The sequence below is a fragment of the Mycobacterium sp. P2_H7 genome (genome assembly GCF_056403275.1).
Window position 1 is genome coordinate 72,159 of record NZ_JBFUFU010000008.1, and the last position, 18,787, is coordinate 90,945.

Consider the following 18,787-nt stretch of genomic DNA (forward strand, 5'->3'; position numbering starts at 1 on the left):
ACGATAGCGCCTGCCGCGGCAGGGGTCGCGGATAGACCGGTGTCGGCCTGCTGAGCAGACCGCTCACGAAAAGCCTGTGTGCCAGCTCAGCGCGCCGACCACCGCAAATTCGTCAACTGACCCGAAACAGCCAGTTTCAGCAACACCCGTGCAATACTGACCCGCGGGTAAGAAACCGGCTGTGACAGTCGGAGACTGAGCGCGCCACTGCCGTCGCACAACTTTTCCAGTCCTCCTTCGGTCTTTGCAGCACTCGGATTTGTTGGACCGCCGCGGGGAAGCGAACTCAGAAAATGTCACCTACTGAACACACCGCTGCGCCTGCTGAGCAGTCGTCCAGCTTCGCGATCATCGGGTACGCCGCCCGCCTCCCCGGCGCTGCCGACGCCGAGCAGTACTGGGACGTCCTGCAGCAGGGCCGCGACGCGGTGTCGGAGATCCCCCAGGACCGCTGGGATGCTGACGAGTTCTTCGACTCCGACGCCGGCGCACCCGGCAAGGTCGTCACCCGCCGCGCGGGCTTCGTCGACGACGTCGTCGGGTTCGACGCGCCGTTCTTCGGGGTCTCGGCCCGCGAAGCCAGGTTGATGGACCCGCAGCACCGGTTGCTGCTGGAGACCTCGTGGCGGGCCGTCGAGCACTCGGGCACCGCGCCGACCGCACTGGCGAACAGCCGGACCGGCGTCTTCGTCGGGTTGTCCACCCACGACTACCTGGGCATGGCCTCCTCCGAACTGACCTACCCCGAGATCGAGGCCTACCTGGCCATCGGCACGTCGGGCGCGGCCGGCGCCGGCCGGATCAGCTACCGGCTGGGCCTGCACGGCCCGGCCGTCACCGTCGACACGGCGTGCAGCTCGTCGCTGGTGGCCATCCACCAGGCGTGCCAGGCGCTGCTGCTGGACGAGTGCGACCTCGCCCTCGCCGGCGGCGCGAACGTGCTGCTCAGCCCGGCCACCATGATCACCTTCTCGCAGTCCCGGATGCTGGCGGCCGACGGCAAGTGCAAGACGTTCGACGCCTCCGCGGACGGCTACGTGCGCGGCGAGGGTTGCGGCGTCATCGTCATCAAGCGCCTGCAGGACGCCCTGCGCGACGGCGACCGGATCCGGGCCGTCATCCGCGGTAGCGCAGTCAACCAGGACGGCGCCTCGGGTGGGCTGACGGTGCCCAACGGTGTCGCCCAGCAGCGCGTCATCACCGAGGCCCTCGATCGCGCGGGCCTGGCCCCCGGCGACGTCGACTACCTGGAGGCGCACGGAACCGGGACGTCCCTGGGCGATCCCATCGAGGTCCAGGCCGCCGCCGCAGCCCTGGGCAAGGGGCGCACCCCCGACCAGCCGCTGCTGATCGGCTCGGCGAAGACGAACATCGGGCACCTCGAGGCCGCGGCGGGTATCGCCGGTGTGCTCAAGGTCGTGCTGTCCCTGGAAAATCAGGAACTGCCCAAGCACCTGCACTTCCAGAACCCGTCGCCGCACATTCCGTGGGACCGGATCCCTGTGCGGGTGGTCGACGAGGCCACCGCGTGGGAACGCAACCGCCGGCCCCGCATCGCGGGTGTGAGTTCGTTCGGATTTTCCGGCACCAACGCGCACGTCATCCTCGAAGAGGCACCGGTTTCACAGCCCGTCGCCGCCGAGGCCGCCGCGGATGACCGCCTGTTCAACGTGCTGCCGCTCTCCGCGCGTACCCCGGCCGCCCTGGTGCAGACCGCCGAGCAGTACCGCAGCTGGCTCGGCGAGCACCCGGAGGCCACCCTGGCCGACGTGTGCCTGACGGCCGGAGCCGGCCGAGCCCACCTGGAACACCGCGCCGCCCTGGTGGTGAATTCACTGGATTCGGCCCGCGAACTGCTCGGTGCGCTGGCCGACGACCGGCCGGCACCGGGCCTGGTGCGCGGCCATTGCGCCGACGCCCCCAAGACGGCGTGGTTGTTCCCCGGACAGGGCAGCCAGTACGCCGGCATGGCTCGCGAGCTGTTCGAGACCGAGCCGGTGTTCGCCCAGACAGTGACCCAGTGTGCCGAGGCTTTGACCGGCGTGCTCGAAAAGCCCTTGCTCGAACTGCTTTTCGACGCCGAAGGTGGAGACACCCTGCGGCTGACCCAGCACGCCCAGCCGGCGATCTTCGCCGTGGAGATGGGCCTGGCCCGACTGTGGCAGTCGTGGGGCTTCGAGCCGGACGTGGTGCTCGGCCACAGCGTCGGCCAGTATTCGGCGGCCTGCGTCGCCGGTGTGTTCAGCCTCGAGGACGGCGTCCGACTGCTCGCCGAGCGGGGCCGGCTGTTCGGTGAACTGCCCGCAGGTGGCCGGATGGCCGCCGTCTTCGCCGACCCGGACCGGGTCGAACGTCGCACCGACGAATTCCCCAGCCTGTCCGTGGCCGCCTACAACGGCGCCAACACGGTGCTCTCTGGGCCCGCCGAGGACCTGGAGCAGGCCATCGCCGGACTGACGGCCGACGGCGTCCGATGCGACTGGCTGGACACCAGCCACGCGTTCCACTCCGCCCTGCTCGATCCGGCGCTCGACGCCTTCGAATCGTTCGCGGGACAATTCGAATTCAAAGCGCCGCAACGGATTCTGGTGTGCAACCGGACCGGTGCGACCCTGGGCCGTACCGCCAAGCTGGACGGCCCGTACTGGCGCCGCCACGCCCGGCAGCCCGTCGAGTTCGCCAAGGGTGTCGCCACGCTGGCCGAACTCGGCTGCGCCGTACTGCTGGAGATCGGCCCGCAACCGGTACTGACCGCCGCCGCAATGCGGGCCTGGCCCGACCCGGCCGCCGCGCCGCGGGCGATCGCCTCGATGCGCCAGAACGGCGCCGACCACCGCCAGATCGCCGACGCCCTGGCCAACGCCTACGTGGCAGGCCACCTGCCTGAGTTCGGCACGCTGCTGACCCAGCCCGCACGCAAGCTCGACCTCCCGATGTACCCGTTCGAGCACCGGCACTACTGGTTCCGGGACAAGCAGGTCCAGCCGGCCAAGAAGACCGATTCGGCGCGCACCGAAGCCGTCCGGTTGCTCGAAGACGGCCGCATCGACGAACTGGCTGCCCTGCTGGGCGGTGCCGATGGCACTGCTGACGTACTGAACAAGCTTGCCGCACAACACAACCGGCAGCGCAGCGCCCAGTCGATCTCGGACGCCCGCTACGAGGTCCGCTGGCAGAAGTCGACGGGCAACGCCGCGGACGCCGGCGAAGGCACCGCCTGGCTGCTCATCGGCGACGACGACGCCGTCATGGCGCCGATCATCGGCGCGCTCACCGCGCACGGCCACCGGCAGCGGGTTCTCGGGTTGCCGATGTCCGACGCCGACGAGAAGCAACTCGAAGCCGAACTGCGCGCCGCGGTGGAAGCCGAACCGGCCCTGCGCATCCTGCACGTCGCCGCCCTGGACACCGATGGCACACCGTCGATGCGGACCCTGCTGCGGATGCAGCACCGGGTCCTCGGTGGCACACAACGACTGTTCCGGGCCGCGGCCGCCGCCGAACTGCGCGTGCCCATCTGGGTGGCGACCCGCGGTGCGCAGCGGGTCACCGACACCGACACCGTGGCACCCGAACAGAGCAGCCTCTGGGGCTTCTGCCGGGCGGTCGCGCTGGAATACCCGCAGGTGTGGGGCGGACTCGCCGACGTCACCGCGGGCACCTCCGACGAGTGGTTCCGGTTGATCCGCCAGGTCGTCGCGGCCCCACGCGGCGAGGACCAGATCGCCCTGCGCGACAACGCGGCCTACGTGCCCCGGCTGGTCCGGCGGACGGGACAGCCCAACCCCACGAAGCTGGAATTACGTTCTGAGGCAACATATCTGGTGACGGGTGGGCTGGGCTCGCTCGGACTGGAGATCGCCGGTTACCTGGCTGCGCACGGCGCCAAGCACCTGGTGCTGACCAGCCGGCGCGCGCCCAACGCCACCACCCAACAGCGCATCGACGCACTCGCCGAGCAGCACGGCTGCCAGATCCGGGCCGTCACCGCCGATGTCGCCAATCCGCACGACGTCGCCCGCCTGTTCGCCACCGCAGCCGCCGAGCTGCCACCGCTGGCCGGCATCGTGCACGCCGCGGGCGAGAACAGCACCACTCCCCTGAGCGACCTCGACGCCGCCGAACTGGACCGGGTATTCTCCGGAAAGGTCTGGGGTGCCTGGTATCTGAGCGAGGCGGTTGCCGACCTCAAACTGGACTTCTTCCTGTCCACCTCGTCGATCTCCGCGGTGTGGGGCAGCTACGGCCAGAGCGCCTACAGCGCCGCCAACGCCTTCCTGGACGGCTTGACGTGGCACCAGCGCGCGCAGGGCATCCCCGGCATGAGCGTCAACTTCGGTCCCTGGTCGGCCGGCATGGCCGATCCCGACGCCCGCGCCCAACTGGAACGCCGTGGCGTGCGCACCTTGTCGCCCGCCGACGCACTTGCGGGCATGGCCGACGTGATGGTCGGCGCGGACCCGCAAGGGGTGGTCACCCGCATCGACTGGGCCCGCTTCCTGCCGATCTACCTGCAGACCGGCCAGCGCGCACTGCTGGCCGAAGTGGCCCGCGAGGTCCCGGAATCGGTGACCGCGCCGGCGGGACCGACGGGCACCACCCGCTTCGTCGAGCAGCTCACCGCCGCACCGGTACAGCAGCGCAAGAAGCTGGTCTTGGAGTACCTGCGCGACGCCGTCGCCGAGGTCACCCAGATCGACGCCTCCGAAATCCGGGAAGAGGGCGGATTCTTCGACCTCGGCATGGACTCGCTGATGGCCGTGGAGCTGCGCCGCCGGCTGGAACACGCTGTCGGCAAGGAACTTCCGGCGACGCTGGCGATGGACTACCCGCGTCTGACCGATGTGGCCGACTACCTGCTCGGTGACGTGCTGAACCTCAACGAACGGGCCGGGGCGAAGGTCGTCACCCAGCACACCTCGCTGGCCACCTCGGCGACTGACGAACCGATCGCCATCATCGCGGTGGCGTGCCGCTTCCCCGGCTCCCCCGACCCCGACGCGTACTGGGAGCTGCTGGCCGGCGGCGTGGACGCCATCCGCGAAATCCCCGAGGATCGCTTCGACGTCGACGAGTTCTACGACCCCGAGCAGCAGACCCCCGGCAAGATCTACACCCGCAACGGCGGATACCTGGACAGTGTCGACGGATTCGATCCCGAGTTCTTCGGCATCTCCCCGCGCGAAGCGGTCTGGATCGACCCGCAGCAGCGCCTCATGCTCGAAATCGCATGGGAGGGGCTGGAACGCGCCGGGTACTCCCCCACGTCGCTGCGCGGTAGCCGAAGCGGTGTCTTCGTCGGCGTGGGTGCGAACGAGTATTCACACCTGCTCTCCGGCGACTCGGTCGAGAAGCTCGAAGCGCACTTCATCACCGGCAACGCGCTGAACGCCATCGCGGGCCGGGTGGCCTTCACCCTCGGCCTGGAGGGGCCGGCCATGGCGGTGGACACCGCGTGCAGCTCCTCGCTGGTGGCCGTGCACCAGGCCAGCCAGGCCCTGCACTCCGGCGACTGCGACCTGGCCCTGGCCGGCGGCGTGAACGTGCTGCTGAGCCCGGCGTCCATCGTCGCCGCCTCCCAGGCCCGGATGCTGTCCCCGGACGGCCGATGCAAGACCTTCGACGCCTCTGCCGACGGCTACGTCCGCAGTGAGGGTTGCGGTGTCCTGGTGCTCAAGCGCCTGTCCGACGCCCAGCGCGACGGTGACAAGATCTGCGCGGTCATCCGCAGCAGTGCGGTCAACCAGGACGGCGCATCCAGTGGCCTGACGGTGCCCAATGGTGGTGCGCAACAACGACTCATCACCTCGGCACTGAACCGCGCCGGCCTCACCGGCGGAGACGTCGACTACCTCGAGGCGCACGGCACCGGTACCCCGCTGGGCGACCCGATCGAGGTGCAGGCGGCCGCGGCCGCATACGGCGCAAACCGCGACGCGAACCGGCCGCTGCTGATGGGCACGGCCAAGACCAACATCGGGCACCTGGAGTCCGCCGCGGGTGTCGCCGGTCTGATCAAGGTCGTGCTGTCGCTGCAGAACGAACTGCTGCCGCAGACTCTGCACCAGCACAACCCGTCACCGCACATCCCGTGGGACACCCTGCCGGTACAGGTCGTGAACGAGGCCACCCCGTGGCTGCCCAACGGCCGCCCGCGCCGCGCCGGCGTCAGCTCCTTCGGCTTCACCGGCACCAATGCCCATGTGCTGCTGGAAGAAGCACCGCTGGCGGCGGATGAACCCGCCGACGAGGTGGTCACCCCGGAACCCACGCGTGAACCGCTGAGCCTGGTGCCGCTGTCCGCCCGCTCCGCACAGGGGCTGACCGCACTGGCGCAGCGCTACAGCGCCTGGCTGGATGCCCACCCCGACGCCACGATCGACGACGTGAGCTTCACCGCCGGAGCGGGCCGGGCCCACTTCGAGCACCGGGCCGCCGTCGTCGCGGGTTCGTCCGCCGAAGCCAAGATGCTGCTGGACGACCTGGTGGCCAACCGGTTGCGCCCCGGCGTGGTCCGTGGCGAATGCACCGACCCGCCGACCACGGCCTGGTTCTTCCCCGGCCAGGGCAGCCAGTACCCGGGGATGGCGCGCGAATTGTTCGACTCCGAGCCGGTTTTCGCCGACACGGTGCGCCAGTGCGCGCAGGCCGTCGACGGCATGCTGCCGCGCCCGCTGCTGGAAGTGTTGTTCGGCTCCGGGCGCGATGCCGCGGAAACGCTGAAGCACACCTCTTTTGCACAACCCGCGATCTTCGCCGTCGAGATGGGCCTGGCCCGGTTGTGGCAGTCGTGGGGCATCGTGCCCGACGTGGTGCTGGGCCACAGCGTGGGCCAGTACGCGGCCGCCTGTGTGGCCGGTGTGCTCAGCCTCGAAGACGGGGCACGGCTGATCGCCGAGCGCGGCAGGCTGTTCGGCAGCCTGCCGGCCGGCGGCCGCATGGTCGCGGTGTTCGCCGACCCGCAGTACGTAGAGGACGCCGCCGAGGCGTTCCCGCGGGTGTCGGTAGGCGCCTACAACGGCCGCAACACCGTGCTGTCGGGCCCGGGTGAGGATCTGGAACAGATCATCGCCAACTGCAGCCAGGACGGTGCCCGCTGCACGTGGCTGGAGACCAGCCACGCGTTCCATTCCGAACTGCTGGACCCGGTGCTCGACGAATTCGAGTCGTTCGCCGCGCAATTCGATTACGCAGTGCCGACCCTGCCGCTGGTGTGCAACCGGACCGGCGCCGTGCTCACCGCCGAGACCCCGATCGACGCGCTGTACTGGCGGCGGCATTCGCGGCAGCCGGTGCAGTTCACCGAGAGCGTGCGCACCGTCGCGGCGCTCGGCTGCTCGGTGCTGATGGAGATCGGCCCCCAACCGATCCTGACGGCGGCCGCGCTGCAGAGCTGGCCCGAGTCCTCGGACGCGCCGAAGACCATCGTGTCGCTGCGCAAGGGCGCCAACGCGCAACGCCAGATCACCGAAGCGCTTGCCACCGCGTACATCAGCGGGCACCGGCCGGACTTCGCCGCCAAGCACCACACGCCCGGAGCACGCCTGGCGCTGCCCACCTATCCATTCCAGCGGCGCCGCTACTGGCCCAAGACCTCGGGTATCCGTGCGGACGGTACGGCCACCTCGGGCATCCTCGGCAGCGCCAAGGACCTGGCATCCGGTGACACCGTCTACAGCAACGTGTTCTCGGTGAAGACGCAGCCATGGCTGGCGCACCACGTCATCTACGGCACCGTTGTGGTGCCGGGTGCGACGTACGCCGCGATGGCGCTGGCCGCCGCGGGCGCGCCGGCACGGGTCAAGGAAGTCTTCTTCTACGAGCCGATCATCCTGCCCGACAAGGCCTCTCGCGAGGTGCAGCTGAGCCTGCATCCGATCGACGACGGCTGGAAGTTCCAGGTGCACAGCCGGCCGTATGGCGTTCGGGAGTCCGAGTGGTCGCTGAACTCCGACGGCACCCTGCTCTCGGGTGTCGATCCCGAGACCGAGGCGACCTCGGAGGTCACCCCGGACGAGGCGATCGAGCACATGAATCGCACCCGCCCGCAGGAACTGTTCGAGATCTTCCACGACATGGAACTGGCCTGGGGACCGACGTGGTCCACCTCGCTGAAGTCGTTGTGGGTCGGCGAGGGCGAGGCCATCGGTGACATCGCCATCGGCGAGGAACTCGCCGAGCACCTGAGCAGCGAGCCGATCCACCCGGTGCTGCTGGACCTGTGCACCGGCGTGGCCTTCCCCGCCTTCCCGGCGATCCTGGCGGCCGAACAGGGCATGCACGACCTGTTCCTGCCGCTGCGGTACGGGCAGGTTCAGGTGGCCGAGAAGATGCCGCGGCGGTTCTACTGCCGCGCGCGTTGGCACGAGAGCGCCCTCAACGGTGAAACCCAGGTGTTCGACATCGATTTCGTGGACCGCGACGGGCGAGTGCTCGGCGGGATCCGTGAGTTCACCGTCAAGCGGGCCCCGCGCGAGGCGCTGCTGCGCGGGCTCGGCGGGGACTCGACCCGGCTGCTGTACACCCTGGGCTGGCAGGAGGCCGCGGCCCCGACGCTCGAGGAGGCCACCACCGGTGCGGGCACCTGGCTGATCGCCGGATTCGACTCACTGGCTGCCGAGGTTCCCGGTGCGGCCACCGTCGAGGACGTCACCGACCCGCAGTCGTGGCAGCGGGCGTTCGCCACCGCTTCCGAACAGGGTGCACCGGTCAGCGGGATCGTCTGGCGCAGTGCCGGACACCCGGAGCTCGACACGGATCCGTCGACGCGGCTGGAGGCCGAAGTGGCGGCGCTGCTCGCCGCCGCGCAGACCGGCGCGGCCGATGGCCTGCGTGGCGGACTGTGGATAGTCACCGAACAGGCGGTGGCCACCGAACCCGGTGAGCCCGTCGATCCGGTCCAGTCGGCACTGTGGGGATTCGGGCGCACCCTGATCGCCGAGCAGCCGACGCTGCGCGTCCGGTTGGTGGACGGCGACGGAGGTGAGGAGTCCTTGAGCTGGCTGGCCGGCGCGCTGGGCGCACCGGTGGTCGAGCCCGAAATGGCAGTGCGGCAGGGACGTTTCCTGGTGTCGCGGCTGCTGCACTGGGCCCGTAGCGGCCAGCTGCCCATGCCGCGCAGCGAGGACTACGTGCTGGCACCGACCGAGCGCGGCGCGATCGACAACCTGCGCCTGATCGAGAAGGAGGTCTCCGCACCGGAGCCGAACGAGGTTCAGGTGCGCATCGAGGCCGCCGGTCTCAACTTCCGCGACGTGCTCAACGTGCTCGGCCTGTACCCCGGCGATCCCGGCCCCATCGGTGGCGACCTGTGTGGCGTCATCACCGAAGTGGGTTCCGAGGTCACCGGATTCGAGGTCGGGCAGCGGGTGTTCGGCTCGATGCAGGGCGCGTTCTCCAGCCGGCTCAACGTCCCGGCGCCGCTGCTGGCGGTGGTACCCGACGGCGTCAGCTCGGTGGATGCGGCGACCATCTCGGCCGCGGCGCTGACGGTCCGGCTGGCCTTCGACTGGGCCCAGCTCAAGCCGGGCGACAAGGTGCTCATCCACGCAGCCAGTGGTGGTGTCGGCTTGGCCGCGGTGCAGATGGCCCGCCAGCACGGCGCGATCGTGTTCGCCACCGCCAGCAAGTACAAGCGCGCCACGCTGCGTGAGATGGGCGTGGAGTACGTCTACGATTCGCGGACAACGGATTTCGCGGATCAGATCCTCGCGGACACCGACGGCGCGGGCGTGGACGTGGTGCTGAACTCCTTGACCAGCGAGGGCTTCATCGACGCGACATTGCGGGCGACCGCTCAGGGTGGCCGGTTCGCCGAGATCGCCAAGCGCGACATCTGGACCGCTGAGCGGATGGCCGAGGCACGGCCCGACATCAACTACGAGATCGTGGCCCTGGACGTCACCATGATGTCCGACCCCGACCACATCCAGAAGCTGATGGCCGAGGTGTCCGAGGGGCTTGCCACGGGTGTGTGGACCCCGGTGCCCGCCGAGGTCTACCCCCTGACCGAGGCGCGGACCGCGTTCCGCCGGATGCAGCAGGCGCGGCACATCGGCAAGATCGTCGTACAGATGCCCAAACCGCTGCAGCCGCACGGTGATCGGAGCTACCTGCTCACCGGTGGTCTCGGTGCGCTCGGCTTGCACACCGCCTCGTACCTGGCCCAGCTCGGCGCCGGTGACATCGTGCTGACCAGCCGACGCGCACCCGACGCCGAGGCACAGCACGCGATCGACGCGATCACGGAGCGGTTCCACTGCCGGATTCATGTCTTCTCGGCAGACGTCGGCGACGAGGCCTCGGTGGCCGCACTGTTGGCGAAGATCCGCACCGAGCTGCCGCCGCTGGCCGGCGTTGCTCACCTGGCAGGTGTGCTCGACGACGCGCTGCTCCCGCAGCAGGACCTGGAGCACTTCCGGTCCACGTTGGCACCGAAAGCCTATGGCGCGCACCATCTGCACCGCTTGACCAAGGACGACGACCTGGACTTCTTCATCCTGTACTCGTCGGCGTCGGCGGTGCTGGGTTCGCCGTCACAGGCCAACTACGCCACCGCGAACGCCTTGCTGGACGGTCTCGTCGCGCAGCGCCGCGCGCAGGGGCTGCCGGCCACCGCCGTCAACTTCGGTCCGTGGGGTCACGGTGGCATGGCCAGCTCGCAGGCCGCGGTGGCCAACCTCAGCGCGCAGGGCATGATGCCGCTGGAGCCGTCGGCGGCACTGTCCGCGCTGGGCGAGGCGATTCGGCACGGCGCGGCGCAAGCCACCGTCCTGAAGGCGAATTGGCAGCGGACGGCGAAGATGCTGGGCGGTATCCGCCCGCCGCTGCTGGATCAGGTTCTGCCCAGCGGTGACGGGGCGATCACCGGGGACAGCGAGCTGCTGCGGCAGCTCCAGGAACTCCCGGTGGCCGCGCGCGGCGGGTTCATCACCGAGTTCCTACAGAAAGAGGTGCAGGGCTTCCTGCGGCTCGCGCAGCCGCCGGCTGCGTCGAGCAGGTTCCTGGATCTGGGCACCGACTCGCTGATGGCCGTCGAGCTGCGCAACCGTCTGTTCGGTCAGTTCGGTGGCAAGTTCGACATCAGCCCGACAGCGGTGTTCGACTACCCGACCATCGGCGAGTTGGCCGAGCACCTGGTGTCGCAACTGCCGGACGCGGAGACTCCGGCGGCAGCCGAAGCAGAATCTGACGCTGTGCCCGCGGAGTAGTCCGCGGGCACGGGGGCCGAAACGACGAAGTGCCCGTAGCGATTTCGCAAACCGGATACCATCGGGGCTGAACCCGAGGGGGTCCGATGGCGATCAAGTCGCAGCGGTTGCGCATGATATTTGCGGTAATCGCTGCGGCGGCACCGCAAACGGTCAAGCACGTCATCTATCGGCGGCTCTTCGGGTGGGACATCCATCCGACGGCACGCTTCGGACTTTGCTTGATCAACGTCGACCGGTTGAGTGCGGCCGAGGGTTCGGTGGTATCGCACCTCACCCTCATCAAGGGCTGCGATGAGGTCCGCCTGGGGGTCCGCGCCACCGTCGGGCCGATGAACTGGATAACCTCTCCGCCGCGCTCGGCGGGGTTCTTCCCCCACTCCCCGGACCGGCGACCGGGATTCATTCTGGGTGACGAGGCCGCCATCACGACGCGGCACATCCTGTATTGCTCCGATGAGGTGGTGATCGAGCCGTACGCCGTCCTCGGCGGGTTGCGCAGCCTCGTCGTCACCCATGGCCCCGATTACGTGACGGCCCGTCAACTGACCGCGCCCGTGCGCATCGGTCACCATTCGATCGTCGCCGCCAGCTCCACCGTGCTCGCGGGCACCATCGTGGCGCCGTGCTCCATCGTGGCCGCCGGGTCGACGGTGGCCGGCCATCTGGCCGAAGAGTTCACGCTGTACGGCGGAACGCCGGCCCGCAAGATCAAGAAACTGCCCGAGGACGCCGCGTTCTTCCATCGTGAGCTGGGTGCCATCGATTGATGACAGGAGCTTCCGTCAGTCGCAACGACTGCCTGTTCGCCGGGAACAGGGGCCGATACTTCGTCGGCCCGTTGGAAAATATGGACGACTCAGCCCGATTGCGCGAGCGACTGGGCCGGATCGCCGCCGGCGGACCGTCGAACCGGATCGGCCTGTTTCCCGACCCGACATCTCGGCGGTGGCAGTTCGACCCGACCGCCGGCACCGAGTCGGTGACGATCATCGAAAATCCCGCGCTGGATGTCACAGACCCCGGCCGCGCCCTCACCGACTTCGTGGTGGACGCGGATCACCGGACACCAATGCACCTCTACCTGGCAGACCCGTGGTTGTTCATCGACTTCGACCACGGTCTGGGTGGCGGGAAGTTCATCACCGAGCTCATTGCGGCAATCACTTCCGACGCAATGCTATTCGCCGACCCTCAGCCGCTGACCGACTGCAGGGCCCCGTTGCTCCGCGCGTTGACGCATTCGGCGCGGGTCGATCCGCGCAAGCTCGTTGCGGCCATCGACCTTGAGCGCGGACCGAACCCGCCGAGCTGCAGCGGTCCGTTCGAAGAAACGACGGATGTGGTGTTCGTCCGTAGTGATCCTGAGTTCCTGCGCCAGGTCCGTGCTCGGCGCGACCGCGACAACCCGGGTGCCTCGGTGCTGGCGATGCTCACGTCGGCCATGCTGCACGCGCTGAACGCAGTCGGCATCGAAACCGACCCGGCCGTCGGCGTGATGGTCGACTTGGGCAGGTACCTGCCCACAGGAACCGGCACATTGTCGAACTTTGTCGGGGTCGCACCGATTGTGGTGGATCCACCGTTCAGTGCGCGCGCCATCGGAGACCAGATCGACCGCTACACAACGGGTTACCGATCGCTGTCCCGGTTCGGTCTGGCGGCACTCGCCGGCCTTCTGAGGCCCACCGCGCAAGCGGTCACACAACGCTGCGATGCCGGCCGTGCACGCCTGGTCGTCACCGATCACGGGGAATCGCCCGCGGCACGCAAGATCCGCTGGGCAGAGCCCGAAGCCGACCGGGTCTATCTGCGACACGCCCCGATCGGCTATTCGAGTCAAGTCACGCTTGCGACGAACAGGGTGGACAATCAGCTCCACCTGAGCGCCACCTTCTACGGCACGCAGTTCGACCGTGGGAGTATCGACGCCGCGTTGCGTCGTGTCGCCACGGGTGCCGACCTCAGGTGAGGACGGCCCCTTTTTCGGCGATGTCGTTGACCAGCACCGACATGTTGCCGCTCGGGTGTTGGTTGTCGAACATCAGTTGATGCATCTTGCCGACATCGTCGAACCCTCCGATGTAGGAGAGGCAGGGATCGACAGTTCCCCGCGCGACGAGTTCGGTGATGGCTCGGCACTGCTCGAAATTGGCGAAATGCGAACCCTGGAAGCGCTTCTGACGCATCCACAGGTAACGGAGGTCCACATCCGCATGGAAGCCTGAGGTGGCACCGCACAGCACGACCATTCCTCCGGTGTCGCAGAGGAACATCGAAGTCGGTACAGTGCCCTCGCCGACGTGCTCCAGCACGATGCGCGGGGACCGCCGATCGCCGAGGGCTTCCCAGAATGCCTGTCCGAAGCGGCGTACCTCACGGGACCACTCACTCATGCGCTCGGTGTCGTCGAGCGCCGGCATCCGACCCCAATGGTGGAACTCGGTGCGGTTAACCACACCTTGGGCGCCGAGCCGAAGGCAATGTTCGCTGCGGTCGTTGTTGGAGATGACCGCGATCGGGGATCCGCCGAATGATCTGACGATCTGTATCGCCATAGAGCCGAGACCGCCGGATCCGCCCCAGATGAGGACCGGGTCACCGGGCCGCACCACGTTCGGTTGCCAGCCGGTGAGCTGTCGGTACGCTGTCGCGCCGGTCAGCATGAAACACGCCGCCTCGGCCCAGGACAGCCGACTCGGCTTAGGGTGGATCTGATATTCGTCGACGACCGAGAACTGTGCGAACGATCCGAAGTTCTCCTCGTAGCCCCAAACCTGTTGAGTCGTCGACATCATCGGGTCGACACCAGCACGGATATCAGCAGCGGACTCATCCCACTGACACGAGGAGAGCACGACGTGGTCTCCTACTTTCACCTGGCTGACCCGATCTCCCACCGCCCAGACAATTCCCGACCCCTCGGAACCGCCGACATGAAAGTTCTCGGCCAGCGGATCCCGGCGGCGGCGCATAGCCACGACGTCGACCGGCTTTCCCAGCGCGGCCCACACGTTGTTGTAGTTGATGCCGGCCGCCATCATGTACACAAGCACCTGGCCCGGACCGACTTTCGGAACCGGGATCACCTCCGTCTGGAAGGCGTCGGCAGGATGTCCGTATCGATCGGGCCGGATGACCGAAGCCCACATCGATTCGGGCACAGCGCCGGTCGGAGGAATCTCGCCGAGGTCGTAAAGTTCCTTGAGCATCATTGCACCCCCATTTTCATGATGCGAAGCGTGACCTTGAGTGATCGTAATTCGTTTGCGGCACAATACTGACGCTTTCGAAAAAAAGTTTGCCGAACGGCCGCGGCCCGCCGATCGACAGTCATAGCATCAGGCATGTGGCCAGCTCGATTCGGGCGCCCACACTGACCGAGTGCAGAGGCGGGCCATGATGGCAAACTCTTTCCGACACTGCGCAATAGCGCTCCTCCAACTCGTAGCTGCGTCAACGGTGGCTGTTGGTAGCACTGGTGTTGCATCAGCTACAGATCCACTCGTCGGGCAGACCTATTCCGAGGCGTCCGCCCAGATTTCGAAGATCTGGAAGGCCGAGGTGGTGCTTGCCACCGTCGTGGGTGACAGCGTGTCCCTGGATGACTGCATCGTCTCGTCGTGGCGGAAAGAAATGAGCACCAAGAAGGTCTATCTGTCCCTGTACTGCAACGACCGACTCGCGTCATCGACGAGCGCCGGCCACTCGGCGGCGAGTCCGGAAGGGCGTGCCGCCAAACAGCACGCCGCCGACGTGAAATGGCTGCAGGACCACCCCGAACTGTGTGTGCAGTACAAGGCGAAACACCCAGAACTATTCGAGCCCAAGCCCATCGAGGGTTGCGAAGGCGCCGTCTAGTTCATAGCCGGTCGGAGAAATCGTCATGACGTGGTGGCCAGGCTCCCTTTTCACCCGTTACTCTGCCGCCCTGGTGGTCGTGGTGTGCGCAATGTCAACCTCATCGCTTCCGCCCAGAGCCGATGCGGAACGGTGGTCACGGCAACTTCTCGGGGTGGCGACCGTGGCTACGATGCTGCCTGGCACCGACATCGGCCGCGAAGTCGACGCGATCGCGGCGACCGGAGTGAATGCGATTCGCATCTCGGTGAAGTGGAATCTGATCGAACCTGACCTAGGCGGACAGTTTCGCTGGGATGCCGTTGATTTGGCAGTGGGAACTGCTCTCGGCCACAAGCTGCAGATCTTGATGACACTGGAGGGTCCGGCCCCTCGATGGGCGCAAGACCCAGCCGCCGATCCTGCAGCCAACGGCAACCCGCCCATCGATGCAAGAGATTTCGGAACTTTCGCCAACGCTGCTGCCAGCAGATACTTGACCGCTACCAGCTGTTGGGAGATCTGGAACGAACCCAACGTGCCGCACTATCTCGACCCGCCGACGGTGGATACCTACCTCCCACTTCTGCGCGAGGCGTCGGAGGGCATCCGACGGTCCGGCAGCGTGGTGCCGATAGTGACGGGCGGCACGTCGAGCAATCTCATCGGTGTGCGCGACATCGACTTTGTTCAGGAGTTGTACGCCCGGGGAGCAGGCAGCTACTTCGACGGAATCGCCGTGCACCCGTACACGTATCCGCTGCCGTTGTCCTTCACCAGTGGACTCGGGACGATCGTGCCGCAGATCCGACAGGTCATGCATGACCACGGTGATGACCACAAACAGGTGTGGATCACCGAGTACGGCCAACCGACGGGCAACACCGCCGTGTCCAGCAGCGAACTCGACCAGGCCACCAAGCTGAAGGACGCAGTCGGGAACGCCCGCGCCGTTCCGTGGATCGGCGGCTTCTTCATCTTCAACACCGTTGACCTGGCGCCGGATTCACCCGACCCGGACATGAACTTCGGTCTGTACCGCTATGACTTCACACCGAAACCTGCCGTCGCCGCAGTTCGTTCGGCAGTCGTCACGGATCGGTGACCAGCAGCGGCCCGATCCAACTCAGCTCTGCCGGCAGCTGACTCGAGGCGAACTCCCCGTCATGCGCACCGGACGAAAAGCTGCCTGCAGGCGGTGTCGACAACTGAGACACATACTTTCGCGCCCCGTCATACATCGGGTCACCGGTTCCGCAATCGATGCGTAGCGGAATATCTGCCAAGGCTTCCAGACCCCAGATCGAGTGCGATCGGAAGTCTTCGACTCCGTCAAAAGCTTGTTCGGGAAAGGCGTCTTCGGTCCAGAACGCCGCGCTCGTGGTGCTGATGGCAGCCACCCTGGGCCAACCCAGATGCGCCCCGAGCAGCAGTGCACCGTAGCCGCCCATCGACCAGCCCATGAAAGCAACCCTGGAGGTGTCCAACCCTTCACGTTCAAGCAGCGGGAGGAATTCGTCGAGAATCATCGCCCCTGAGTCGCCCCCCGCCATCCGGGCATGCCAATAGGTGTCCCCTCCATCGACACTCGCGACAGCGAATGGCGGTGATCCGTTCGCCACGGCGGCGGTGAGTTTACGACGCATCCCCAGTTGCATGACTTTCTCGGCATCACCGGTACGCCAATGCAATGCGATCACGGGTCTGAGCCGTTCGTGGTGACCGTCCGGTCGCGCGATGGCCCAGTTGGTGCGGACGCCACCCCGCGCCTGGGAAACGAACGAACCCCGCTGGATGGCCGGATCGCGCTCCGACGACGGTGGCCTGATGACCATCTGCACTTCGGGATTCGTGTCACGATCGTATGCGGCGAGCGCGCTCGCCGCGAGACCGCCGAGCCCCATCGCCAGCAGGGTGCGGCGGTTGAGCAGCTGCATTCCGTTCCCTCTCACACGCGGTGATCCGATCTGCAGATCGTGGCGTCGTCTTCTATCGCCGCTTCAAACTGCTCCATCGTGGCGTTGTGATGGACCGCGAACGCGGTGCGGGCGCGGCGCGAGAGCGTCTCGAACGCAGCCGCATCCATCATCGTGATATCCGAAACCAACCGTGCCGCACCGTCGATGTCACCCGGCTCAAGCACGTGGGCGCCGAGACCCAATCGCTGCATCTGCTCGGTTATCCAACCGGTACGCCACACGATCGGTAGGCAACCCATGCTCACCGCCTCGTACAAGACGAGCGGCTGCGCCTCGTGGTGGTAGGAGGACAGCAAGAGAAAGCAACGAGCCCGGGACAGCTCCTCAAGCTTGTCCTGTCCGTGCCGCGGCCCGATCGCCTCGAACGGGACACCCCGGCGGCGTGCGTCATCCAATAGCGAACTGATCTCCGGTCCGGCGGACCCGATCAAGCGGACGCTCACGCCGGTTCGTTCTGCAACGTCCAGAACCGCATCAAGCCCTTTCGCCACAGACAAGTTCGACAGATGGATCACCCCGGACCGGATGGCAGGCGAGTCCGTCTCGGGTGGCAGCGGCATCAGACCCGCGTTGTCGACGACGACGAATCGATCAGGGTCGATGCGGTATCGCGCGGCGAGCGCGATCCCCATGTTCGTATCGAGCACCACGTGTCGCATACACGGGCCTCCGGCAGCGAGCGCCAACCTCAGGAAGTTCGAATTGTCACGCACGTAGTGCGCGGAGTGGTGCATCAGTGAGGTCGGAACGCGTCGGAACCGAGACGCCGCCAACGTCACGGCCTCGGTAACGAGGCCCGCTTCGCCGGAGGCGATGACAACCAGGCGATCAGGCACCCGGCCACACAACATCGCAAGGGCAATGTGCAGGCACCGCAGTGCTTTCCGTATCGCGCTGACATGGGTGTCGACCACATCGACGTGGTTTCCGGCAGCTCGGGTTCGCTGGATGAGCCAACTGGTCACCAACGCACGACCATCTACCGGCGGGGGCACCGGGCCCACAATCAGTACGTTCGTCATGACTGCCTGCGTTCGAACAGCAGGTCGGCCTGGTCGAGATCCCAGATGCGACTCGACCCGGGGACCCGAGCCACCCCGGCAAGCGTGAATCCTGCGTCCAGAATCGATCCGATGACAGCGGTCGCATCCGACTGCCCGCAGTAGAAGTCACCGAACGACACTTCGACAAGAATCGCATCCGTATGGGTCAGCACGTGGGTGAGACCGGACAGGACATCCAATTCCGAACCTTGGACGTCGATCTTGACGAGCAGCGGTCTGTCGAACGGGCCCGTCAGCACGTCGTCGCCGGCGAATACGTCGACCTCATGTTGCCCGACCTCGCGCAGCGCCACCGGAAGTTCCGCCCCCGGTGCGACCGGTAGCAGCGACGAGCTGTCGGACGCCGCCGTCACATGCAACGTCTGCCGGCTGCGGACGGACCCGAGAGCGGCGTTGACGATGGTGACGCGCCGCGGACGCAGATACGCGGCGACCTTGGTGAGGTACGTGTCGGCGTCGGGGAGCGGATCGACGCAGACAATGTGTTCGACGCCGAGAACGGCGGCGGCCCAGACCGTGAACTGACCGCGGTTGGCACCGATGTCGATGAGCGAGTTGAACCGCCGGCCGGAGAGTAGCCCACTGTGTTCCAACGATGGCGCGATACCGGCTCGCAGCAGCGGCCACGAACCCGGCCGCCGAAGAAGCCACCACAGCTTGCGGCAGCGCAACCCGAGTAATGCTCCGTCCATCG

General features: G+C 67.2%; 9 protein-coding genes. 5 read left to right on the forward strand and 4 right to left on the reverse strand.

Annotated features, from left to right (window positions below):
- Positions 1–293: 293 nt before the first annotated feature.
- The 3 genes from AC1DY7_RS11850 (at position 294) to AC1DY7_RS11860 (ending at position 13,182) form a co-directional block, all read left to right on the forward strand.
- Positions 294–11,210 carry a type I polyketide synthase gene (locus tag AC1DY7_RS11850; RefSeq protein ID WP_477493880.1) on the forward strand — a complete coding sequence of 3,639 codons (10,917 nt, stop codon included), beginning with the start codon at positions 294–296 and terminating at the stop codon, positions 11,208–11,210.
- An 86-nt stretch (positions 11,211–11,296) separates the two neighbouring features.
- Positions 11,297–11,980 (forward strand): acyltransferase, encoded by a 684-nt coding sequence (locus tag AC1DY7_RS11855; protein ID WP_477493881.1) that lies wholly within the window; start codon positions 11,297–11,299, stop codon positions 11,978–11,980.
- Positions 11,980–13,182: a hypothetical protein gene (locus AC1DY7_RS11860; protein WP_477493882.1), complete on the forward strand. Its 1,203-nt coding sequence runs from the start codon at positions 11,980–11,982 to the stop codon at positions 13,180–13,182. Before AC1DY7_RS11855 ends, AC1DY7_RS11860 begins: the two co-directional genes overlap by 1 nt.
- Here the strand turns inward: AC1DY7_RS11860 and ccrA are convergent.
- A complete protein-coding gene (ccrA, locus tag AC1DY7_RS11865) occupies positions 13,175–14,488 on the reverse strand; it encodes a crotonyl-CoA carboxylase/reductase (protein WP_477493883.1) in 1,314 nt (437 codons plus the stop codon). The two genes, AC1DY7_RS11860 and ccrA, sit on opposite strands and share 8 nt — an antisense overlap.
- Positions 14,489–14,672: 184 nt before the next feature.
- Here ccrA and AC1DY7_RS11870 point away from each other — a divergent pair, with 184 nt between their 5' ends.
- Entirely contained in the window at positions 14,673–15,071 is a 399-nt protein-coding gene (locus tag AC1DY7_RS11870; protein WP_477493884.1) for a hypothetical protein, read from the forward strand.
- Between the two features lie 163 nt (positions 15,072–15,234).
- Entirely contained in the window at positions 15,235–16,155 is a 921-nt protein-coding gene (locus AC1DY7_RS11875; protein ID WP_477493885.1) for a glycoside hydrolase 5 family protein, read from the forward strand.
- Here the strand turns inward: AC1DY7_RS11875 and AC1DY7_RS11880 are convergent.
- Genes AC1DY7_RS11880 through AC1DY7_RS11890 form a run of 3 tightly spaced genes read right to left on the reverse strand, consistent with a single transcriptional unit; the run spans position 16,142 to position 18,785 of the window.
- Positions 16,142–16,987: an alpha/beta hydrolase gene (locus tag AC1DY7_RS11880; RefSeq protein ID WP_477493886.1), complete on the reverse strand. Its 846-nt coding sequence runs from the start codon at positions 16,985–16,987 to the stop codon at positions 16,142–16,144. The genes AC1DY7_RS11875 and AC1DY7_RS11880 overlap by 14 nt on opposite strands.
- Positions 16,988–16,998: 11 nt before the next feature.
- Positions 16,999–18,051, reverse strand: coding sequence for a glycosyltransferase (locus AC1DY7_RS11885; RefSeq protein ID WP_477493887.1), 1,053 nt, complete (start codon positions 18,049–18,051; stop codon positions 16,999–17,001).
- Entirely contained in the window at positions 18,048–18,785 is a 738-nt protein-coding gene (locus tag AC1DY7_RS11890; protein ID WP_477493888.1) for an FkbM family methyltransferase, read from the reverse strand. The genes AC1DY7_RS11885 and AC1DY7_RS11890 overlap by 4 nt, the downstream gene beginning before the upstream one ends.
- Between the last annotated feature and the right edge of the window lie 2 nt (positions 18,786–18,787).